The organism is Rhizobium sp. N324, from assembly GCF_001664485.1.
Taxonomy (GTDB): Bacteria; Pseudomonadota; Alphaproteobacteria; order Rhizobiales; family Rhizobiaceae; genus Rhizobium.
The window spans coordinates 2,640,980-2,660,492 of the sequence record NZ_CP013630.1; the positions used below are offsets into that span (position 1 = coordinate 2,640,980).

Annotated in this window: 23 protein-coding genes and 1 pseudogene; 4 read left to right on the forward strand and 20 right to left on the reverse strand. The window is 63.0% G+C overall.

The features are described from left to right. Positions 1-12: 12 nt before the first annotated feature. The 5 genes and pseudogenes from AMK05_RS12720 to gndA all read right to left on the reverse strand — a co-directional run bounded on the left by AMK05_RS12720 (position 13) and on the right by gndA (position 3,274). Positions 13-522 carry a GNAT family N-acetyltransferase gene (locus AMK05_RS12720; RefSeq protein WP_064841354.1) on the reverse strand — a complete coding sequence of 170 codons (510 nt, stop codon included), beginning with the start codon at positions 520-522 and terminating at the stop codon, positions 13-15. Positions 523-567: 45 nt separating this feature from the next. Then, positions 568-1,056, reverse strand: a pseudogene (locus AMK05_RS12725) (GNAT family N-acetyltransferase); the annotation flags it as partial. Positions 1,057-1,087: 31 nt separating this feature from the next. After that, positions 1,088-1,339 (reverse strand): type II toxin-antitoxin system RelE/ParE family toxin, encoded by a 252-nt coding sequence (locus AMK05_RS12730; protein ID WP_237352089.1) that lies wholly within the window; start codon positions 1,337-1,339, stop codon positions 1,088-1,090. A gap of 44 nt (positions 1,340-1,383) precedes the next feature. Then, entirely contained in the window at positions 1,384-1,668 is a 285-nt protein-coding gene (locus AMK05_RS12735; protein ID WP_064838893.1) for a ribbon-helix-helix domain-containing protein, read from the reverse strand. A 154-nt stretch (positions 1,669-1,822) separates the two neighbouring features. Next, positions 1,823-3,274 (reverse strand): NADP-dependent phosphogluconate dehydrogenase, encoded by a 1,452-nt coding sequence (gene gndA, locus AMK05_RS12740; RefSeq protein ID WP_171899777.1) that lies wholly within the window; start codon positions 3,272-3,274, stop codon positions 1,823-1,825. Between the two features lie 204 nt (positions 3,275-3,478). On the opposite strand from gndA, the gene AMK05_RS12745 reads away from it, so the two are divergent. The 3 genes from AMK05_RS12745 (at position 3,479) to AMK05_RS12755 (ending at position 5,099) form a co-directional block, all read left to right on the forward strand. Next, positions 3,479-4,270 carry a helix-turn-helix domain-containing protein gene (locus AMK05_RS12745; protein ID WP_064841355.1) on the forward strand — a complete coding sequence of 264 codons (792 nt, stop codon included), beginning with the start codon at positions 3,479-3,481 and terminating at the stop codon, positions 4,268-4,270. A 70-nt stretch (positions 4,271-4,340) separates the two neighbouring features. Continuing rightward, entirely contained in the window at positions 4,341-4,739 is a 399-nt protein-coding gene (locus tag AMK05_RS12750; protein ID WP_064838897.1) for a hypothetical protein, read from the forward strand. Continuing rightward, on the forward strand, positions 4,740-5,099 hold the full coding sequence (locus tag AMK05_RS12755) for a VOC family protein (protein ID WP_064838899.1): 360 nt from the start codon (positions 4,740-4,742) through the stop codon (positions 5,097-5,099). It abuts the gene before it with no gap. A 26-nt stretch (positions 5,100-5,125) separates the two neighbouring features. Here AMK05_RS12755 and AMK05_RS12760 read toward each other — a convergent pair whose 3' ends face one another. From AMK05_RS12760 to AMK05_RS12790, 7 genes are all read right to left on the reverse strand, one after another. After that, on the reverse strand, positions 5,126-5,827 hold the full coding sequence (locus AMK05_RS12760) for a PAS domain-containing protein (RefSeq protein ID WP_064841356.1): 702 nt from the start codon (positions 5,825-5,827) through the stop codon (positions 5,126-5,128). Positions 5,828-6,052: 225 nt separating this feature from the next. Then, positions 6,053-6,988: a lipid A biosynthesis lauroyl acyltransferase gene (locus AMK05_RS12765; protein ID WP_064838901.1), complete on the reverse strand. Its 936-nt coding sequence runs from the start codon at positions 6,986-6,988 to the stop codon at positions 6,053-6,055. A 7-nt stretch (positions 6,989-6,995) separates the two neighbouring features. Next, the gene (locus AMK05_RS12770; RefSeq protein WP_064838904.1) at positions 6,996-8,024 is read right to left on the reverse strand and encodes a zinc-binding dehydrogenase; all 1,029 of its coding nucleotides are present in this window, start codon (positions 8,022-8,024) and stop codon (positions 6,996-6,998) included. Positions 8,025-8,081: 57 nt separating this feature from the next. Further along, positions 8,082-9,368 carry a beta-ketoacyl-ACP synthase gene (locus AMK05_RS12775; RefSeq protein WP_064838906.1) on the reverse strand — a complete coding sequence of 429 codons (1,287 nt, stop codon included), beginning with the start codon at positions 9,366-9,368 and terminating at the stop codon, positions 8,082-8,084. Between the two features lie 12 nt (positions 9,369-9,380). After that, positions 9,381-10,586 (reverse strand): beta-ketoacyl-ACP synthase, encoded by a 1,206-nt coding sequence (locus AMK05_RS12780; RefSeq protein ID WP_064838908.1) that lies wholly within the window; start codon positions 10,584-10,586, stop codon positions 9,381-9,383. Further along, entirely contained in the window at positions 10,583-11,065 is a 483-nt protein-coding gene (locus AMK05_RS12785; protein WP_003564235.1) for a 3-hydroxyacyl-ACP dehydratase FabZ family protein, read from the reverse strand. Before AMK05_RS12785 ends, AMK05_RS12780 begins: the two co-directional genes overlap by 4 nt. Before the next feature lie 115 nt (positions 11,066-11,180). Then, positions 11,181-11,459 (reverse strand): acyl carrier protein, encoded by a 279-nt coding sequence (locus AMK05_RS12790; RefSeq protein ID WP_003540486.1) that lies wholly within the window; start codon positions 11,457-11,459, stop codon positions 11,181-11,183. A 425-nt stretch (positions 11,460-11,884) separates the two neighbouring features. On the opposite strand from AMK05_RS12790, the gene AMK05_RS12795 reads away from it, so the two are divergent. Beyond that, the gene (locus AMK05_RS12795; protein ID WP_064841357.1) at positions 11,885-12,607 is read left to right on the forward strand and encodes a Crp/Fnr family transcriptional regulator; all 723 of its coding nucleotides are present in this window, start codon (positions 11,885-11,887) and stop codon (positions 12,605-12,607) included. On the opposite strand, the gene AMK05_RS12800 is transcribed toward AMK05_RS12795, so the two are convergent. The 8 genes from AMK05_RS12800 to AMK05_RS12835 form a co-directional block, all read right to left on the reverse strand. Then, the gene (locus AMK05_RS12800) at positions 12,597-13,025 is read right to left on the reverse strand and encodes a L,D-transpeptidase (protein WP_064838910.1); all 429 of its coding nucleotides are present in this window, start codon (positions 13,023-13,025) and stop codon (positions 12,597-12,599) included. The genes AMK05_RS12795 and AMK05_RS12800 overlap by 11 nt on opposite strands. Before the next feature lie 149 nt (positions 13,026-13,174). After that, positions 13,175-13,375 (reverse strand): ECs_2282 family putative zinc-binding protein, encoded by a 201-nt coding sequence (locus AMK05_RS12805; protein ID WP_064838911.1) that lies wholly within the window; start codon positions 13,373-13,375, stop codon positions 13,175-13,177. Between the two features lie 270 nt (positions 13,376-13,645). Beyond that, positions 13,646-14,626: an adenosylcobinamide-phosphate synthase CbiB gene (gene cbiB, locus AMK05_RS12810; RefSeq protein WP_064838912.1), complete on the reverse strand. Its 981-nt coding sequence runs from the start codon at positions 14,624-14,626 to the stop codon at positions 13,646-13,648. Beyond that, positions 14,623-15,708 carry a threonine-phosphate decarboxylase gene (locus tag AMK05_RS12815; RefSeq protein ID WP_064838914.1) on the reverse strand — a complete coding sequence of 362 codons (1,086 nt, stop codon included), beginning with the start codon at positions 15,706-15,708 and terminating at the stop codon, positions 14,623-14,625. Before AMK05_RS12815 ends, cbiB begins: the two co-directional genes overlap by 4 nt. Continuing rightward, positions 15,705-17,012 carry a cobyrinate a,c-diamide synthase gene (locus AMK05_RS12820; protein ID WP_064838916.1) on the reverse strand — a complete coding sequence of 436 codons (1,308 nt, stop codon included), beginning with the start codon at positions 17,010-17,012 and terminating at the stop codon, positions 15,705-15,707. Before AMK05_RS12820 ends, AMK05_RS12815 begins: the two co-directional genes overlap by 4 nt. Further along, a complete protein-coding gene (cobA, locus tag AMK05_RS12825) occupies positions 17,009-17,848 on the reverse strand; it encodes a uroporphyrinogen-III C-methyltransferase (RefSeq protein ID WP_064838918.1) in 840 nt (279 codons plus the stop codon). Before cobA ends, AMK05_RS12820 begins: the two co-directional genes overlap by 4 nt. Before the next feature lie 189 nt (positions 17,849-18,037). Then, on the reverse strand, positions 18,038-18,988 hold the full coding sequence (locus tag AMK05_RS12830; RefSeq protein ID WP_064838921.1) for a nucleoside hydrolase: 951 nt from the start codon (positions 18,986-18,988) through the stop codon (positions 18,038-18,040). A gap of 69 nt (positions 18,989-19,057) precedes the next feature. Then, entirely contained in the window at positions 19,058-19,495 is a 438-nt protein-coding gene (locus AMK05_RS12835) for a cobalamin biosynthesis protein (RefSeq protein ID WP_064838923.1), read from the reverse strand. Positions 19,496-19,513 lie beyond the last annotated feature (18 nt).

The following is a 19,513-nucleotide window of genomic DNA, read 5'->3' on the forward strand; positions in this document are numbered from 1 at the left end:
ATGACCATTTTATCAGGAAGCGAAATGACGATAAACGAGATCCGCTGGATCGGGCCGAGGCGCCGTCAGATCGAGACGCGCGCCCAGCCGCTCCGCCACGGCAATCGAGGCTGTGTTGCCGGGGGCGATATAACTGACGAGCGACGGCAGGCCGAGCGTCGCAAAGGCCCAATCCCGTAGCGCCAAGGCCGCCTCGGTCGCATACCCCCTGCCCTGACGGCTCTCATAGACGAACCAGCCCAGCTCCTTTTCCGGAAAGAGCGGCCCGTGATTGATCCCCACCTGACCGACGCATTCGCCTGTCTTGGCAAGGTCGATCATCAGCGCCCCGTGCCCGAACAGCTGCCAGAGCGCTATGTCGTGACAGAACATTCCCCAGGCCACGCGTTCATCGAACGGCCCGCCCATGCCGACGGACCGCGGCGAGGCCATGAGCCGCGCATAGGCGGCGAAATCGTCTATACCAGGCATGCGGAGAACAAGACGCTCGGTTCGGATGATGATCGCGCCCGATTCGAACATGTCGTCCCTTCTTTCGGATAAGGTGTGGCACGGAACATCTAGCTTTTCAAACGCCGGAGCGAACCGAATCGCGCCGCTCGGCGCTGGTCCGCGTAGGACGATACGCTGCACCAGCCGCGTATCGAGATCGAGATATGTCAGCTGGCCATCGCTGCTGAAACCGACGCGATTATAGATGTCGGGATTTCCGATCAGCGCGCATCCGCTCGCGCCCATCTCCATCAACAGTTCAAGTCCCCTGACAATCAACGCCTTGCCGATGCCTTGCCGCTGTCTCTCCGGCTTCACCGATATCGGACCCAGCCCGAACCAGCCACCATGCACGCCGTCGATCGTCACCGGCGAAAACGCAACATGTCCCAGGATTTCGCCTTCTTCTTCAGCAACCAGCGATATCGTCAGATCGCCGTTCGCGCGAAGCTTCCGGACGATCTCCGCCTCCGCACCCTCACTGTACGGCATCGGCGCGAAGGCAATCGAAGTCAGATCGTGGATCGTATCGATATCAGCCGGCATTTCGTATCGGATCAGCATCCTTCGGGCATCCTCGGTGACATCGATGGCGTCATTCTTCGTAGAGGCGCAATTCCTGCCCGCCGGACATGATCCGGAGGATATAGACCGTTTCTCCCTCAACGGTGAAAGCAATGCTCAGGCTTCGTTCGAAGCCGACGATCCTCAGGCCATGACGAATCTCGTCCCGAACCGTTCCTCGCTTCGGAAAGCTTTGAAAACCTTCCAGAAAAGTTTGAAGGCGACCGATATAATTTTGAGCAGCCACCTCTCCGGCGCGCGGCACAAGATAATTCAACAACACGTCGACATCCTGCCGGGCGGCGACACTCAGCCGGACTGTGTATCTCATCCTTTGGTTTTAGACGCGATGGACTTGATGCGTTTGCCGAAACCCTCGAAAGCATCTTCGAGGGAGACAGACCGCTCCGGATGCGCCTTGAGCTCATCGTAAACAGGTGCGACATCTTCACGGAGCCAACGTTCCACGGCGGCATCACGCGCCGCAAGGGTCCGCAGACCATCGCGGATGACTTCGCTTTCGGTGGCGTACTCTCCGGAGGCGACTTTAGCTTTGACCATTTCTGCCATTTCGATCGGCAAGGTGATACTTAGGGATTGAGTTGTCCGCATGGATTGCCTCTCATTTCTCTATCCTTATCGCACAGAGCACGATTAAATCCTACACTTTCCCGAAATTCCGATATTTGCGGTGCAGCGCGACCGCCTCACGAAAAAGCCCGGCGCGGCGGCCGGGCTCTTCCTTGATGTCTTCCCTCAGCAAACCTTAGAAGGTCGCCGCACCACTGCCCCAGGGGCCGTGGTGGAAATCCTTGCCATCCAGGCGGTCGAAGCCGTGGGCGCCGAAGAAGTCGCGCTGCGCCTGGATGAGATTTGCCGTTCCCCTGCCCTGGCGGTAGGCGTCGAAATAGGTGAGCGCCGAGGTCAGTGCCGGCACCGGCAGGCCGGCGGAGATGGCGGCGGCAACGACGCGGCGCAGCGCCGGGATCGATTCCTTGACCATGTCGGAGAAGGCCGGCGTGACGATCAGGTTCGCAGCGTCCGGGGCCTTGGTGAAGGCCGAGGTGATCTCGTCGAGGAACTGCGAGCGGATGATGCAGCCGGCGCGCCAGATCCTGGCGATCGTCGGCATCGGCAGCGACCAGTTGAACTCGCGCGAGGCTTCCGCCATCACAGCGAAGCCCTGGGCGTAAGCGCCGATCTTGGCGGCAAACAGCGCCAGTTCCAGATCCTTGTTGAGCTCGGGACCATAAGCGATCGGGAAGGATGCGGCCTGCGTGCCGAAGATCTTTTCGGCGGCTTCACGCTCAGACTTCATCGAGGAGAGGCTGCGGGCGGCGACCGCGGCTTCGATCGCCGTTGCCGGAATGCCCATGTTCTGCGCCTCGATCGCCGACCATTTGCCGGTGCCCTTCTGGCCGGCTTTGTCGAGGATCATATCGACCATCGGGCCGCCGGAAAGCGGATCGGTCGCGGCAAGCACCTTCTCGGAAATCTCGATCAGGTAGGAGTTCAGCCGGCCCTTGTTCCACTCGCCGAAGATGCCGGAGATGTCGGAGGCGCTCTTGCCGAGGCCGTCACGCAGGATCCCGTAGATTTCAGCGATCATCTGCATGTCGGCATATTCGATGCCGTTGTGGATGGTCTTGACGAAGTGGCCGGCGCCGTCATTGCCGAGCCAGGCGACGCAGGGTTCGTCATTGTAGCGTGCGGCAATCGAGGTCAGCACCTTCTCGACGCGCTTCCAGGAGTCTTCGGTGCCGCCGACCATGATCGACGGGCCGTGGCGCGCACCTTCTTCGCCGCCGGAAACACCCATGCCGATGAAAGTGAGATCGGTATCCTTGAGGCGGCCGAAGCGGGCGACGGTGTCGCGGAAATTGGCGTTGCCGGCATCAATCATGATGTCGCCCTTGGACAGATGCGGGCGCAACGCCTCCATCTGCTGATCGACGGCATCGCCGGCCTTGATCATGATGATGATCGGCCGCGGCGGCCGGATCGCGTCGACGAACTCTTCGATCGTCTTGCAGGGAATGATCTGCTTTTTCAGATCGCCGGCGCTTTCGTAGAATTCGTCGGTTTTCTCAGGCGTACGGTTGAAGACCGCAATTTTATTGCCTTTCTCCGCGATGTTGAGCGCCAGGTTGGAGCCCATAACCGCAAGACCGATCAGTCCGATTTCTGCCTTTTCCACGACAAACCTCCGATGTGTCATTTGGACCGGTGTTGTGGCACTGTCTCGGTCAAACGGCAAGTCTCGCAAGGGTCTAATCGGTTCGCAAAAGCAATGAAATGAAGCTTGCAATATCCCGACTTGTCCGACAACCGCTTATGCCGGCCGGTCGACAACCAGGTTTTCGCGCTACCTGCCCTTGATGCCCTATCTGATGATATCATCGGGATTTCGGGAGGTGTCGCCTTGGCATCGGAAAGACGGAAAGATACGGCCCTGCTCGCCGCCCGCGCCGGCCGCTACCGCGAATATGCGCCGTCGCCGGCGCTGCGGCGTCATTTCAGCCGGCTCTGGTCACATGCGCTCCACGACGGACCGCCGGCGCAGGTGGCGATCGTTCCGGACGGTTATTGCGACCTCCTCTGGATCGAAGGCCGGCTGGCCGTTGCCGGGCCCGACAGGACGGCGGCCTTTCCCGCTCTCCGGCCCGGCGCGACCGTCATCGGCGCTCGTTTTGCGCCGGGCGCCGCCGCCCCCTGGCTGAAGACGCCGCTCTCGGCGCTGGTCGGCTGTTCGGTGCCGCTTGCCGAGATCGGCTGGAAGGACACGGCCGAATTCGAGGCACGGCTTGGCGATTGTCCCGATCCCTCGTATGTCATGGCGCTATTCGCCGGCTTGCTCGAAGAGGCCGCCCGCCATGCGGACGAACCCGCCCGGGACGCCGCCGTGATCTTCGCCGCCGCTGATGGCGGTCGCCCGGCGTCCGGGCTGCTCGGCCGGCTCGGCATGAGTGAAAGGCAGCTGCGCCGCCGCTGCCATCACCATTTCGGCTATGGCGCCAAGACGCTGGAACGCATTCGCCGGTTCCAGCGTTTCCTCGATCTCTGCCGCAAGGCGGGCACCATGCCGCTTGCCCGCCTGGCGCTCGAAGCGGGCTTTGCCGATCAGGCCCACATGACGCGCGAGGTCGGCGACCTCTCGAGCCTGACGCCAGCCGTCATTTTTGACCAACTCGGCATGCCGAAAAGGCCCGACTGACCGTTTTGTTCAAGACACCGCGGATCAGCCTGCTACGACAGCGAGACCCGATATCAAGGACCTGCAAGCCATGTCGACGATGCCCGCGAAAATCATCCATCAATCGATCGAGCGTGACTGGCGTGACGTCTACGACTTCGCCGGCAAGCCGGAGAACATGCCGCTCTGGGCCTCCGGCCTTGCAAGCGGCCTCAAGTCTCAAGGCGCCGACTGGATCGCCGACGGCCCTCTCGGAACCATCAAGGTCAGCTTCGTGCCCACCAATGAATTCGGCGTGATCGACCACACGGTGACGATCGAATCCGGTCTCAGGGTCTATAATGCGCTGCGCATCGTGCCGAACGGCGATGGCTGCGAGGTCATGTTCACGCTGTTGCGCCTGCCCGGCATGACCGATGCGCAGTTTTCAGCCGATGCCGCCCATGTCGAGAAGGATCTCGCCATGCTGAAAGCCCTGATGGAGAGATAGATGGCCGAGAAGTCAGAAAACCACGATCGCCGCATCGACTATGTCGAATTCAACGTCGCCGACATCGCCGCCGCCAAAGCTTTTTACGGCTCGGCCTTCGGCTGGCGTTTCACCGATTACGGCCCGAACTACTGCGAATTCGACGATGGCCGGCTGAAAGGCGGTTTCACCGATTTCGGACCGGTGCGGCCGGGCGGCCCGCTTGTTGTCGTCTACGCCACGGATCTGGAAGAGGTGCTGACCTCGGTCGAAAGGGCCGGCGGCACAATCGTCCGGCCGATTACCGATTTTCCCGGCGGCCGCCGCTTCCACTTCCTCGACCGCGACGGGTATGAACTGGCCGTCTGGGCGACGGCCTGAAGGCAGCGCCGTCCGCTACCTCCGGGCTACAGATCGAGATCTCCCATGACGATCAGCGCGCCGATCACCGTGCCGCCCGCATCGCGCAGCGGCGACATACGACAGCGCACCTGGCGCGATCCGCTGCTCTCGGCCGGGCGCTCATAGGTGTAGTCGATCTGATCGCCGGCAAAACAGGCGTCGAGCTTGTGCTTGGCGCAGTCGGTAAACCGCTCCTCGCCGATGAATTCGCAAACGTGGCGGCCGATGAGCTCCATCGGCTTTCTGTTGAGATGGGCGCAGTTGACCGGATTGGAATAGAGGTAGCGATAGTCCCTGGTCAGCACCGCCACCCGGTCCGGCAGGCTTTCGAGGATCACCGCATTGAGGAACTGGCCGTTGTCGGTATCCGGCACGTAGGCCGCCGGCGGTTCGATGCGCACGTCCTGCGGCGAAGGCACGCGCCAGTCCGGCCCATGCGTGCCGAAATAGCGGTCGAGCAGGTAGGAAAGCAAGGTCGTGTGCTCGGCGACGCTGGCGCTGTCGTCGGCGTCCTGGCCGATCAGATGAGTCACGAACTGCAGTTGCATATAGGCTTCGAGCAGATTGACCGCCCGATGGGCGAGGATCGCTTCGACCAGCGGCTCGACATGGCGGTCGAGCGCCGTGACGCGCCGGTCGTCGCCCAGGCGTATGGCTTCCTCAATCTGCGTGCAACGCAAGGAAAAAGCTCGAAAAAGCTCCAGCAAGACGCCCAACTCCCATTGGCCTCAGAGACATGTCCGAGACCTGACATGGCTACATCTTTCGAAAAATGCGCCTTTCGGTAGACATTGTTCGCGCTTCGGTAGCGACGGGTACCATGAAGGTACACTCAGTTTCAATCCGAGAGCACTGCCGCTTTTCACCGCTGATAAATGGGGGTGGATATTCTTAGAGCATGTCGTGCCGCGGTCTTGCGATAACGGCATGAGTCAGGAGCTGAGCGTCTCTTTGATTTGCCAGCGGTCGTGATACCAGAGCCACTGTTCCGGGTATTCCCGCACCCAGCTTTCCACCTTGTCGTTGAGCAGTTGCGCCGCCGCCGGCAGGTCGAGATTGCCCTTGGCATCGCGCGGCATGTCCAGCCGCGGCTCGATTTCCAGCCGATAGCGGTTGCCGGGCAGCCGGATGCAGCGCGCCGGATAGACCTCGCAGTCGAACTGGCGCACCAGCTTCGGCAGCAGCGGATTGGTCTTGACCTCGCGCCCGAAGAAAGTGCCCTTCAGCCCCTTGCGGAATTTCTGGTCGACGAGCACGCCCACCCCCTGGCCTGCTTCCAGCTGGCGGGCAAGGGCGAAGGAGGAGCCGGCATGCGAGGGCACCAGCTTGCCCATCCGCGCGCTCCTGAAATCGAAGACCTTCTTGGCGACATAGGGATTGTTCGGCGGCCGGAAGAGCACGGTCACATGAAGCCCGAAGGCGGCACCGGCCACCGGCAGCAGCTCGAAATTGGCGGTGTGGCCGGTAAAGACGATGAAGGGGCGCGGATTGTCGCGCAGATCGAGGAAGATCGGGATACCCGACACTTCGACCCTGCCCGGCTCCGTTTTTTCGGGATCATAATCGAACAGTTGGTCGAGGAAGACGTATTCGGCCGCAAGCCGGCCCATATTGCCCCAGCTTGCGAGCGCAATCTCTTCGATCTCGGCCTCGTTCTTCTCGGGAAAGGCGTTGCGCAGATTGACGAGCATCAGCCTGTGGCGGCGCGTCGGCCGGCCGAGGCGGCGCATCATCCTGTCGGCGAAGCGAATCGCGCCATCGGCCGGAAACAGCTTCAGCACGTTCAGAAAGCCGAACATCACCTGCGCCACCAGCCATTGCTGGAAGTGCCTGAGCGCCAGAACGATCCGGGTGATGAAAAGCTTCACTTGGGGCTCAATCCATCTTCAGAATGATCTTGCCGAAGATCTGGCGCGATTCCATCCGCTCCAGCGCCCGGTCGATATCGCTGAAGCTGACCTCGGTGTCGATGACCGGATACACGAGCCCGCGGCCCATCTTCTGCATCGCATCGGCCATGTTCTCCATGCGGCAGCCGAACGAACCGAAGAGCTTCAGCTGCTGCTGGAACAGCATCATCAGGTTCATCTCCGTGGAAACTCCCGAGGTCGAACCGCAGGTCACAAGCCGCCCGCCGCGCTTCATGCAGAGCATCGAGCCTGCCCAGGTATCCTTGCCGACATGTTCGAAAACGACGTCGACACCCTTCTTCTTGGTGAGCTTGCGCACCACGCCCTCGAAGCGGTCGGTGCGGTAGTTGATGACATGATCGGCGCCGAGCGCCTTGGCCTTTTCGATCTTGTCGTCCGAACCGACCGTGGTGATGACGGTGCAGCCGATTTTCTTGGCAAGCTGGATCGCCGCCGTGCCTATGCCAGAGCCGCCGGCGTGGACGAGGATCGTCTCGCCGGGCTCGAGCCTGGCATTGTCGAACAGCATGTGCTCGACCGTGCCGAAGGTGACGGGCGCAAGTGCTGCACCGATCGCGTCGACGCCGGGAGGGGCCGGTACCAGCAGGCGCGCGGGAAGGTTGACCTTCTCCTGCGCAAAGCCGTCGAGATGGAAACCGTGCACGCCGGAGACATGTTCGCAGAGATTGTCGCGACCTTCGCGGCACGGGCGGCAGACGCCGCAGGTGCGCGCGCCGTAGATCGAGACCAGCTGGCCAGGCAGCACGTTGGCGACACCAGGCCCAATCGCTTCGACGACGCCGGAAGCCTCGGCACCGATGACCAGCGGCATCTTGCGCTTGGCGAATGCCATGCCGCGCCAGCCCCAGACGTCGATATGGTTGAGCGCAACCGCCTTGACGCGCAGCGTCACCTCGCCGGCGCCAGGGGCCTCGGGTTCCGGCAGGTCGGTGATCTCCAGCTTGCGGTCGTCAATCAGTTGCAAAGCGCGCATGGCAAAACCCCTCGCCTCGAAGGCGTAATTCCTCTCAGAAAATGTGTCGGGAACCGCTTAAGCCGGTTCGAGCGCCATGACAAGGCTGGCATTCTGACCGCCGAAGCCGAAGGAGTTGGAAAGCACGGCGGAAACCTGCGCTTCCCGCTTCTTGTTCGGTACGACATCCAGCACGATCGACGGATCCGGATTGGTGTAGTTGATCGTCGGCGGCAGCGTGCCGGTCAGCATCGTCTGCAGCGAGAACACCGCCTCGACGGCGCCCGCCGCCGTCAGCGTATGACCGATCATCGACTTGTTCGAGGAAACCGGGATGCCGGCGATCCGTTCGCCGAAGACGGCCGACATCGCCCCATATTCCATCTTATCGTTCTCGGGCGTCGACGTGCCATGGGCATTGATATAGCCGATGCCGCTCTCGTCGATGCCGGCATCGGCAAGGGCCGCGCGGATCGTCGCGATCGCCGGCCCGCCATCCGGAGACGACCGGGTGCGGTGAAAGCTGTCGGCCTTGTCGCCGGCGCCCTTCATGATGCCGAGCACCTTGGCGCCGCGGGCAACCGCCGCTTCCAGCGATTCCAGCACCAGGGTCGCCGCACCTTCGGCGATAACGAAACCATCGCGATCCTTGCTGAACGGCTTGGAAGCCTTGGTCGGCGGATCGTTCTGCGTCGAAAGGGCCGACAGCAGCGAGAAGCGGATCAGGGCCTCGGCGCTCAGCGATCCGTCGGTTGCAACCGTCAGCGCGCGGGTCGTGCGGCCCTGGCGGATCGCCTCGATGCCGAGCTGGATAGCCGTGACGCCGGAAGCACAGGCCGTCGACAGCGTAACGGGAAGGCCCCGAGTGCCGAACCGGTCGGCAAGCCGCTCCGAAATAGCGCCGAACAGGGCCGCCTCATGGAAAGCCGGGTCCGGCCGCTGGCGCAGCGCCGTCAGGAAACGCTTATAGGCGTCGCCGGGATGCTCGGAGGCCGGCGAACGGTCGGCAAGCTCGAAACGCGCGCTCCATTCCGGCTCGATCGGCGGAGCGGCGAGGAACAGCGGGCCATTGAAATCGCCGGAAAGGCCGGCATCGGCAAGCGCCTCGATCGTCGTTTCGCGGGCGAAGGCGTAGGAGCGCTCGACGGCATTCGGGGCCGGGATGGCGATGAAATCGACCGTGCCGGCGATCCGCGTCGATAATCCCTCGGTCGGGAAACGGTTGATCTCGTGGATACCGGACGTGCCTGACGAAAGCGCTGCCCAGTTGTCGCTGAGACCTTGACCGAGCGAGGTGATGATACCCATGCCGGTCACGGCCACGATCGGACGGCCGAGGTGATCTCTGTAAGCGGAAGCTGTCATATCTTTCCCTCCTCACGCATTTGCGGAAAGGACGGCGACGCCCTCGCCGCGCTGGTGTCCGACCGCGGTCACGACGGCGGCGGTGGCGCCTGCCTGCATCGGCGCCTCATGGGCGGCATCGAAGGGCGGAACCTTGGCCTTGCCGTCGACGGCAAGCGCTGCAAGCGCCAGACCCAGCGTGAACTGCGTCTCGATCGTATGGCCGGTGACGCCGCCAAAGCCGCGGATTGCGGCACCCGGCAGCTGGTGTTCGAGCACCGCCCGCTCACGGGCGGCAAGGTCGTGCATGCCGGTCGAGCCGGAAAAGATCGCCGTGCTTTCGGCGGCAAACCCGGCGGCAGGTGCTAAAAGCCGCTCCAACCGGACCTCGAGATTGCCGGCATTGCGGTTGCCGCGGTCGCCTTCGACCGCGTCGATCACCGCATAGATATGCGCGCCGCGCGCTTCCGCATGCTGACGCGATTCGAGCACCAGGAAGGCGCCTGCCGAACCGGTGATCATGCCGCCGCCGTCGCTGGGTCTGCGGGACCAAAGCGGCACCCAGTCGCCGCGCGCATGGGCGCCGATCGCTTCGGTGAGCAGGATCATATCCGGCCGCTCGGCCGCAAAGGCGCCGCCAACCAGCGCATGCGAGGATTCGCCTGACTTGATACGGTAGAAGGCGGTCTCGACAGCTGAAATGCCGGCCGCTTCCTCGCCCATGAAGGTGCGGGACGAGCCGGTGACCTTGTGCACGATCGAGATATTGCCGGCGAGCAGGTTGGAAAGCTGGGCGAGGAACAGTGTCGGCCTGAGCTCCGTCGTCAGCTTCTCGTTCAGCAGCAATTCACGGTCGTTGCGCTTCAACGCCTCGTCGACGATCAGCGTGTCGACATTGATGTCGCGCTCGCCGCCGCCGGCCGCCACGATCATATCCATCGTGCCGCAGGCCTCGAGATCGTCCTTGAAGCCGGCATCGTCGAGTGCCAAGCCGGCGGCGAAGACACCGATGCGCTGCCAGTTTTCCATCTGGCGCTGGTCGCCGCGCTTGGCGATCTGCTGCGACCAGTCGATCTCGGGCAGCGGATGCACCGGATAGGGCTTGAACTTCTCGGTCTCGACGATTGCCTTCGGAGCTTTGTCGGCCTGGAGAAGCGCGATATGCGCATCCTTGCCGACGCCCTGACAGGTGACGATGCCGATGCCCGAGATGACGACGTCGTTTGCAGCCTTGCTCATCCAATCACTCCCTGCGCCGCGATCGCTTCGAGAAGCCCGATCTCGCCGGCACGTTTTTTCACGATATCGCCGAGCGGCACCTCGGAAAACGGCATGGTGCGAAGCTTCAGCTGCGCATCGCAGACCTTCTTGCCGGCGCTGGTGATTTTAGCCTTGGTGACCGCGAAACCCGAACCGTCGTGTTCGAGCACCGCCTCGATGTCGAGCACGGCTTCCGGCTCGACGAAGGTGCGCATCTTGGCGCCGTCGACCGTCATCAGGAAGGGCATGGCGGCAAAATCGGTGACGGCAAGCACCAGCATGCCGGAGGCCTGCGCCATGGTCTCGATCAGAAGCACGCCGGGAACGAGCGGCATGCCGGGAAAATGACCCTCGAACACAGGGCTCTTGGCCGGCACAACGGATCGCGCCTTCAACGTGCCCTTCTTCAGGTCCACCGCTTCGACACGGTCAATCATCTGGAAATATTCCAGCAGCATTCGGATCCTCCGGCCCGACAGGCCAGATCCGCCCGCCGGTGACGCCTAGTTAGGAACGAAACCGCCCGGCCGCCATAGTCAGGCGGCAGGGCGCTCAAAAAAGACGGTTATGTCTTCAGGCCTTGGCTGCTTTAAGCTCGTCGATCTTGGCGCAGAGATTCTTCAGCACGAAATATTCTTCGGTGGAAACCTTGCCCTCGTTGACTTCCTGCGTCCACTTTTCGAGCGGAATCTTGATGCCGAATTCCTTGTCGATTGCAAAGACGATGTCGAGGAAATCGAGGCTGTCGATACCGAGGTCGTCGATCGTATGGCTCTCCGGCGTGATCGTCGCGCGGTCGATCTCGCTGGTTTCTGCAATAATGTCGGCAACTTTATCGAATGTAGCGGTCACGCGCTGTACCTCATGAAATGACGATTTAAATCCCCTCATAGGCAAATCCATTTCAAAAGCCAATGCTTTCGTCCGGGCGTTGCGGCAATTTGCCGGTCGGGTGTTGCCTAAACAGCAATGGAATGCAGGCCTTTGCCGTCACCCGAGCCGGGGCGAAGCCACTGCACCCCCTGTACCGGTGGCCCAACAAGCATCCGAATCAAAGCCGCGTACGGCCTCGCCTCGGCGCAAGCGCCCTTCCCGGGCGGAGCCGCAAGCACGGACACTTGATCTGGATCAAATCGCAAGCCCCGCGATTTTGATAATCATCAAACGGCACGGGAAGAAATCGGGATAGCCGAACCCGCAATCGGGGCGTAATCGTCTCGGAAGAGCCAGCCATGCCCGGGCATGCCGGCTGCATCCGGATTTCGAAGGATCAGGAAATGGACGTCGCACGCAGTAAGGTTTCCGAGCTCGGCACGCCTGTCGCTTGCCGCTCCTGCCAGGCCCGGCACGGCGTCGTCTGCGGCGCCTTGTCGAGCAGCCAGTTGCAGGAACTCGGCCGCCACTCGCTACGCCGCAAGGTCGATGCCGGTTCGGAAATCGTCGCTCAGGGCGCGGAAAGCTCCTTCTATTCGAACATCATGCGCGGGGTGGTGAAGCTCTGTAAGGTGATGCCGGACGGTCGCCAGCAGATCGTCGGCTTGCAATTCGCCCCCGATTTTGTCGGCAGGCCGTTCATGCGCGAAAGCACGCTGTCGGCCGAGGCTGCGACCGATGCGGAGATCTGTGTCTTCCCCCGCAATCTGCTCGACCGCATGATACTGGAGACGCCGGAGCTGCAGCGCAGCCTGCACGATCAGGCGCTGAAGGAACTGGACGCCGCGCGCGAATGGATGCTGACGCTCGGCCGGCGCACCGCCGAGGAGAAGGTCGCAAGCCTGCTCCACCTCATCGCCACGCATGCCGAGCCGGAAACAGCCACCAGCACCGCCTTCGACCTGCCGCTATCGCGCGCCGAGATCGCCGATTTTCTTGGGCTGACGATCGAAACCGTCAGCCGCCAGTTGACCCGGCTGCGCAAAAGCGGCGTCATCCGCATCGAGAACATCAGACATATCGTCGTCCCCGATATGGATGAGCTGGAAAAGAAAATCAGCGGGTAATCACCACACGGGTATTGGCAAGGCCGGCCTGGCGCGCCAGCGAGAAAAACTGGGCCGCATTCTCGGGATGCAGGCGGACGCAGCCATGCGAGGCCGGCCGGCCCAGGCGCTTCAGGTCGAAGGTGGCGTGAACGGCGTAACCGCCGTTGAAGAACACCGCATAGGGCATCGGCGCATTGTCGTATTTCCGGGAACGGTGATCGCGTGACAGCCACTTGGCGCTCCACGAACCGGTCGGCGTGACATAGCCGTTGCGCGCGGTCGAAACCTTCCAGCGATACTTGACGAAGCCGTTCTCGGTGACGGTCATCGTCTGCTTGCCGATACTGATATTGGCGACCAGCGTCGCCGCCTCGGCGGCAACGGGAGAAAACTGCAGCAATAAACTTGCGGCCGCGGCCGCCAAAATCGTCTTCATGAATAACCCCTCTTCGCACCCGCGCAGTTTAATTGCGCCCTCACGACAGAGAGACTACGGCAATACTTATTATTTAGCTTTAACCCGAATGGTAATCACAATTTTAACACACTGAAGCCAGAAGCGCCGCTGCAGGACAGCGGTCCGCCTCACTGGAGCTTGCGTGGAGCCGAAGGCCGGTTGAGCCGCTGGTAGGCCTTGTTCATCTTCTCACGGATCGAGGCCATCGTGCCGAGATTGTGACCGCAGGCGGCACAGGTGATGATATCCGTCTCGCGGATCTCGGCCCGCTCGAACTTCATCTTGGTGCTCTTGCACTTCGGGCACGGTAATTCAACCTGAACTGTCATCGCTCTGCTTCCGGTCTGATGAGATATGAGGCGCTTCGCATAAACGTTTGAGCCGGAGCTGTCCACTGGGGTGTCGGTGGTTACCCCCTCTGCCCTGCCGGGCATCTCCCCACAGGTGGGGAGATCGGCAAGACGTTTGGATCATCCGTCCCTTTCTGCCGTATCGAAATAACGACGCGATAATTGTTTGGGAGACCATTGCGCCCATCCGATCTCCCCCCTTGTGGGGGAGATGTCCGGCAGGACAGAGGGGGTGCCCTCACGCACAGCCTACAAAAAACACAAAAACAACCCGAAGATCAGACCGGTCAGCACCATGCAGCTGGCATAAAACACCGACACGCCGTCCTCGATGTCGCCAGCGGTGGCAACGTCGCGGCCGGGATTGTTGATCATCGGCTCCGTCACGACGACACCACCATAGATGCGCGGGCCGGCGAGCTGGACGTTGAGGGCACCGGCCATTGCCGCCTCCGGCCGGCCGGAATTCGGCGAGCGATGCAGGCCGCCGTCGCGCACCGCCACCCGGATCGCCTCGCGGCAGGGGCTCATGCCGCGCCGGATCCAGGCGCCGGCGGCGATCAGCAGGATGGAGAGGCGCGCGGCCGGCCAGTTGGCGATATCGTCGAGCCGGGCCGCGGCCCAGCCGAAATCGATGTATTTTTCCGACCTGTGGCCGATCATCGAATCGGCCGTGTTCAGCATCTTGTAGGCGAGCAGGCCCGGCAGGCCGAAGACGGCATAGCAAAGGGCCGGCGCCACGACGCCGTCGGAGAAATTTTCCGCCAGGCTTTCGATCGCCGCGCGGCAGACGGCCGGCTCGTCGAGGGTCTCGGGATCGCGCCCGACGATGCGCGAGACGGCGTTCCGGCCGCCGGCAAGCCCCTCGCCGCGCAAGGCCACAGCGACTGCCGCGACGTGATCGGCAAGGCTCTTCTGCGCCAGGAAGATCGCCACCAGGCCGGCCTCCAGCACGAGGCCGACAAGCCCGAAGAGCGCGAAGAACCGGTCGAACACGAAGCCTGCGGCGATCGACAGCAGAAGCAGCGCCAGGATCGCCGCAACGCCGTTCATCCGGCGCTGGGAACCCGTAAGGCTTGAGGGATTGAGCTGCTGATCGGCGTAAGAGATCGCCGCGCCAAAGATGACGACGGGATGCGGCACGCGCGACCACAGCCATTGCGGATCACCGGCGATCCGGTCGAGCAGCAGCGCCAGAAGCAGGACCAGAAGGTTTTCGTCGATCGTCATCGCTCAAATCCCTGAAGAGCTTCACCAAGCCGTCTGTCCGCCGCCGCATCCGGCGTCAGGCCGAAACGCAGCCAATCCGGCGCATAATCGAACTTGCGGACGAGAATATGATGCCGGCAAAGATGCGTGTAAATGTCACTCGCCCTGCCATCGGCAACTAGGGTGAACAATGCCGTCCCTCCCCTGATCCGCAATCCGGCCGAGGCCAGCGTCGTCTGCAGGGCGGCGCTGCGTTCATCGAGAGAGTGACGAATCACGGAGACGTCGGAACGCAGCAGCGAGGCGGCAATCGACAGCGCCGGGCCGGAGACCGCCCAGGGGCCGAGCCAGTCCTCGAAACGCGCGAGAATATCCTCGCGCGCAATCGCAAACCCCAGCCGCAGGCCGGCAAGCCCGAAAAACTTTCCGAAGGAGCGGAAGATAACCAGGTTGGGAAGTTCTTGCGCGCGGGCCGCGAGGCTCAGCGCCGGATCGGTATCACCGAAAGCCTCGTCGACGACGAGAAATCCGCCTGCCGCCGTCATGCTGTCGTGCAGGGCAATCAGCGCTTCGGCCGGCCAGATCCTGCCGTCTGGATTGTTCGGATTGACGACGACGGCTAGCCGATGCTCCGCCCCGATCTCGGCGACATCGCCGACCGCATCGACGGCAAAACCAGCCGATGTAAAAGCGCGCGCATATTCGCCATAGGTCGGCGCTACCACGGCAACGCTGTTGTCCGTCACTGCAACCCTGTTGTCCGTCACGGCAACCCTGTTGTCCCCAGCGGCGATATGATCGTCCGTCGCGGCAACCTGCCTTTCCCGCCAAAGCAGGCGTGGTAGAAGCTGGATCACCGATTGCGTTCCGGGCACCGGCAGCGGCAAGATCTCGCCGCTGCCATAATGGTCGCGGGCCGCAAACCGTGCCTCATCGACGAGATGCCTGTCCGGTAGTCGGCGCCAGGCCTGTGCCGGGATCTCGGGCAGAGCGACGGGACAGGGATTGATGCCGGTGGAAAGGTCGAGCCACTCTTCCGGTCTGCCGCCGAAGCCGGCGGCGGCTGCGGTGATGCCGCCGCCATGGGCAATCGGCGCGCTCATGCGGCCGCTCTCGCAAGGTCGATCAGGTGCATATAGGATCCCGCCACCTGGCCGCGGCGCAGCCCGACAGCACCGAGATCGGTTCCCAGCGCATCCTGCGCTGTAAACAGCCGCTTTCCCTCACCCTCGGAGACAACGGTGGAATAGTGGAATTCATGCGCCGTCATCGTCCGCGCGAAGAAGGCGCCGTCGAGCGGCGTCACACGGCGATAGCCGAGATGGCGCCGGCGCTCGGCATAACTGGTGACGACAGGCAGCAGGCCGAGCATTTCGTGGCGCTTGCCTGTCGCATCGATCAGCCCATCGCCGAGCATCATGTATCCGCCGCACTCGCCATAGATCCGGATGCCGCGCGCCGCCGCATCGAGCATGCCGGCACGGAAAATCTGCGCTTGAGAGAGCTGCCCCGCATGCAGCTCGGGATAACCGCCCGGCAGATAGATCGCATCGGCGTCACCGGCCGGCGCCTCGTCGGCAAGCGGCGAGAAGAAGGAAATATCAGCCCCGCGGCGGCGCCACCCAAGCAGCATATGCTCGTAGGAAAAGGCGAAGGCGACGTCGCGCGCCACGGCGATGCGGGCGCCGATCGGCATCAGCCGATCGATATTGGCGGCCGACGGCCGATTGAGCCCCTGCCTGGCAATGCGCAGCAGGAATTCGAAATTGCATTCCTCGGACACGGCGTCCGCCGCATGATCGATGAAATTCTCGAGCGTCGCGTGCTCGCCGGCCTGGACGAGACCGAGATGGCGCTCCGGCAGGGAAATCGCCTTGTCGTTGCCGATCACGGCGACAACGGGCATGCGGATCGCTTCCAGTGCCTGGCGCAGCATCGCCTCATGCCGTTCGCTGCCGACCTTGTTGAGGATGACGCCGGCAACGCGGACATCGGCGCGGAAGCCGGCAAAGCCTGACACCAGCGGCGCCACCGATTGCGACATGCGCGAAGCGTCGACGACGAGCACCACGGAAAGGCCGAGCTGGGCGGCAAGATCGGCCGCCGTCCCCTTTCCGTCGGCCGCTCCGTCGAACAGACCCATCATCGCCTCGATGACCAGGATGCGGTCGCCAGAGCGGTGAAGGGCAGCATTGGCCGAGATCAGCTCCGGCCGCATCGCCCAGGGATCGAAATTCAGACAAGGCGTGCCGCTCGCCGCCGCATGGAAGGCGGGGTCGATGTAATCGGGGCCGGCCTTGCCAGGTGCGACCGCGACGCCGCGCCGGCGCAGCGCCCGCAGCAGCCCAAGCGTCACCGTCGTCTTGCCGGCGCCGGAGGAAGGGGCTGCGATCAGGAGGCCGCTCATACCGGCACCTTGCCCGCCTGGCGGAACGGATCGGGCTGCAAACGCCGGCCGGCGAGCGCGCCGAGCCAGTCGAGCGAGGCCCTGAGCCGCACCACCTCGCCGACGACGACCACGGCCGGCGGTTCGAGCCCGGCGGCAGCGACCGCCTCGGCTGCCTCGCCCAGCGTGGTTTCCAGCACCTGCTGCCGGCCGGTGGCGGCGTTACAGACGAAAGCGACGGGTTCGGAGGCGTGCCGGCCGGCGGCGATCAGCCGGGCGCTGATCTCGGCGATATGTTTCATCGCCATATACATGACGATAACGGGCGAGCCGCGGCCGATCGCCTCCCAGTCGATCCGGTCGGGCACGATGCCGGAAGAATCGTGGCCGGTGACGAAGGTGACGGCATGGTTGATGTCGCGATGTGTCACCGGGATGCCGGCATAGGCGAGCCCGCCAATGCCGGCGGTGATGCCGGGCACGATGCGGAAGGGGATGTTATGCTCGACCAGCATCAGCGCTTCCTCGCCGCCGCGGCCGAAGACGAAGGGATCGCCGCCTTTCAGCCGCAGCACCCGCTTGCCGGCACGCGCCAGCTCCACCAGCCTCAGAGAAATGTCGCGCTGTATCGCCGAAGGCTTGCCGCCTCGTTTTCCCGCATATTCCACCACCACCTCCGGCCGCGCCAGCGCCAGGCATTCCTCGTTGACCAGCGCGTCATGCACGATGACGTCAGCCTGGGAAAGCCCCTTGGCGGCAAGCAGGGTCAGGAGGCCTGGATCGCCGGGACCGGCGCCGACGAGCCAGACGCTGCCCGGCTCCAGCGCCGGAAGATGGGAGAGTTGGCTATTCAACATTTTGTTGATCTAGGCCCCGGAAAGGCCAAGGTCAACGCCGCGCGCCACGCCTCACCTGAAGTTGCTGAGATAACCGTGACTCACTTTGCGAGGAAGCGGATTCGAATTCTCCGAAAACCCTGATAACAATATGAATATATTATCATATGATCGCGAAGGCCGGCCGCGATGCAGCCGACCTCTCAAGGGTCAAACCGTAAGCAGCGTATCGCGGATGAGATTGATGACCTTCTCCGATTCGATGCCGGTGCAGACGACCTGACTGGGCAGGCCGTCCCAGTCGCCCGGCGGGAAACGGCGGCCGTCCGGCTTGACGATGGTCTGGCCGTCGGCAATGCCGCCGCAGACAACGCGCACCGCACCCGATATCGACGAGAACAGCTCCGGCGCCACGACATAGACTGAAGCGCAGCTGTCATGCACCATCATGCCGTCTTCGACCGCATGCTTGTAAAAATCGATGTAAGACTGCGACAGCGCGTCGAGCAGCTTCACCGCCCCGTCGCCCCTGGCCGCCATTTCGCCGAGATAGCTGCGGCTCATCGTGGTGATCGAGGTGACGTCGAGGCCGATGACGGTGACCTTCCAGGGCGCGGTCATGACGATGTCGGCAGCTTCGGGATCGCCGTGGATATTGGCCTCTGCGACCGGCGAGACATTGCCCGGCACGTAGAAATTACCGCCCATGATGACGACGTCCTTGACCAGGCGCGCAATCTCCGGGTCTTCCTTCAGTGCCCGCGCCAGATTGGTCATCCGGCCGACGGCCACCAGGCGGACCTCGCCCGGATGGGCGCGGACCGTGTCGATGATGAAGCGATGTGCCGGGCGCGGATCGAGCGGCAGGTCGATCGTCTCAGGCACCGCGATATCGCCGAGACCGTTGTCGCCATGCACCATGGAAGGCCATTCCCGCTCGGCGCGCGAGGGGTCGATGGTGACACTGGCGCCTTTGGCGACAGGTGCCGGGATATTCCATTCGCGCTTGAGGAAGAGCGCATTGCGCGTCGTCGTCTCCACCGAGGCATTGCCGAATACCGTGGTGATGCCGATCAGATCGATTTCAAGATGGCGGTGCAGGAAAAGAAGCGCCATAGCGTCGTCGACGCCCGGGTCAGTGTCATAAATGACCTTGTGCATGATATGTCCTCTAGATGTAAACCGCGAGCCGCCGGACAGCGCCGCGAATTGCCGCCACCATAACGCCCGTCAGCCTTTCTGCAACCCGATGCGGGCAATCGCCGCCGTCGCATGCGCGGATTTGATCTTGCCGAGCAAGAATTCCGCATCCGGGCCGATGGCCGCCAGTGCCGCCGATTCCGCCACGCCGTGGCAGCCGACGCGGGCAAAGACGATATCTGAAGGATTTTTGAGCCGCGGCGTTTCCTCTTCCAGCCGCGGCGCATCGAAGAACAATACGGGCACCGCAAAATGCACGGCGACGGCAAGAATGGCCGGCTCCTGCCTGCGGCTATCGATGGAAGCGATAGCCGCGAGATCCCCCTTGCCGATACCAGCCGCCTCAAGCGCGGCAATGGCCAGGGCCAGCAGTTCGGCCGGCGCCGTCCCGCGCTCGCAGCCGAGCCCGAGCACGTGGCGCCTGACCGTATCGAAGGGCCTAACCGTATCGAAGGGAATGTCACTCATCGAAGCTGCCGAACGTAC

Coding starts and splice junctions, on each gene's coding strand:
- AMK05_RS12720 (WP_064841354.1), bottom strand. CDS start 522: ATGTTCGAATCGGGCGCGATCATCATCCGAACCGAGCGTCTTGTTCTC.
- AMK05_RS12735 (WP_064838893.1), bottom strand. CDS start 1,668: ATGCGGACAACTCAATCCCTAAGTATCACCTTGCCGATCGAAATGGCA.
- gndA (WP_171899777.1), bottom strand. CDS start 3,274: ATGACACATCGGAGGTTTGTCGTGGAAAAGGCAGAAATCGGACTGATC.
- AMK05_RS12750 (WP_064838897.1), top strand. CDS start 4,341: ATGTCGACGATGCCCGCGAAAATCATCCATCAATCGATCGAGCGTGAC.
- AMK05_RS12755 (WP_064838899.1), top strand. CDS start 4,740: ATGGCCGAGAAGTCAGAAAACCACGATCGCCGCATCGACTATGTCGAA.
- AMK05_RS12770 (WP_064838904.1), bottom strand. CDS start 8,024: ATGCGCGCTTTGCAACTGATTGACGACCGCAAGCTGGAGATCACCGAC.
- AMK05_RS12775 (WP_064838906.1), bottom strand. CDS start 9,368: ATGACAGCTTCCGCTTACAGAGATCACCTCGGCCGTCCGATCGTGGCC.
- AMK05_RS12780 (WP_064838908.1), bottom strand. CDS start 10,586: ATGAGCAAGGCTGCAAACGACGTCGTCATCTCGGGCATCGGCATCGTC.
- AMK05_RS12785 (WP_003564235.1), bottom strand. CDS start 11,065: ATGCTGCTGGAATATTTCCAGATGATTGACCGTGTCGAAGCGGTGGAC.
- AMK05_RS12795 (WP_064841357.1), top strand. CDS start 11,885: ATGGACGTCGCACGCAGTAAGGTTTCCGAGCTCGGCACGCCTGTCGCT.
- AMK05_RS12800 (WP_064838910.1), bottom strand. CDS start 13,025: ATGAAGACGATTTTGGCGGCCGCGGCCGCAAGTTTATTGCTGCAGTTT.
- AMK05_RS12805 (WP_064838911.1), bottom strand. CDS start 13,375: ATGACAGTTCAGGTTGAATTACCGTGCCCGAAGTGCAAGAGCACCAAG.
- cbiB (WP_064838912.1), bottom strand. CDS start 14,626: ATGACGATCGACGAAAACCTTCTGGTCCTGCTTCTGGCGCTGCTGCTC.
- AMK05_RS12815 (WP_064838914.1), bottom strand. CDS start 15,708: ATGAGCGCGCCGATTGCCCATGGCGGCGGCATCACCGCAGCCGCCGCC.
- AMK05_RS12820 (WP_064838916.1), bottom strand. CDS start 17,012: ATGAGCGGCCTCCTGATCGCAGCCCCTTCCTCCGGCGCCGGCAAGACG.
- cobA (WP_064838918.1), bottom strand. CDS start 17,848: ATGTTGAATAGCCAACTCTCCCATCTTCCGGCGCTGGAGCCGGGCAGC.
- AMK05_RS12830 (WP_064838921.1), bottom strand. CDS start 18,988: ATGCACAAGGTCATTTATGACACTGACCCGGGCGTCGACGACGCTATG.
- AMK05_RS12835 (WP_064838923.1), bottom strand. CDS start 19,495: ATGAGTGACATTCCCTTCGATACGGTTAGGCCCTTCGATACGGTCAGG.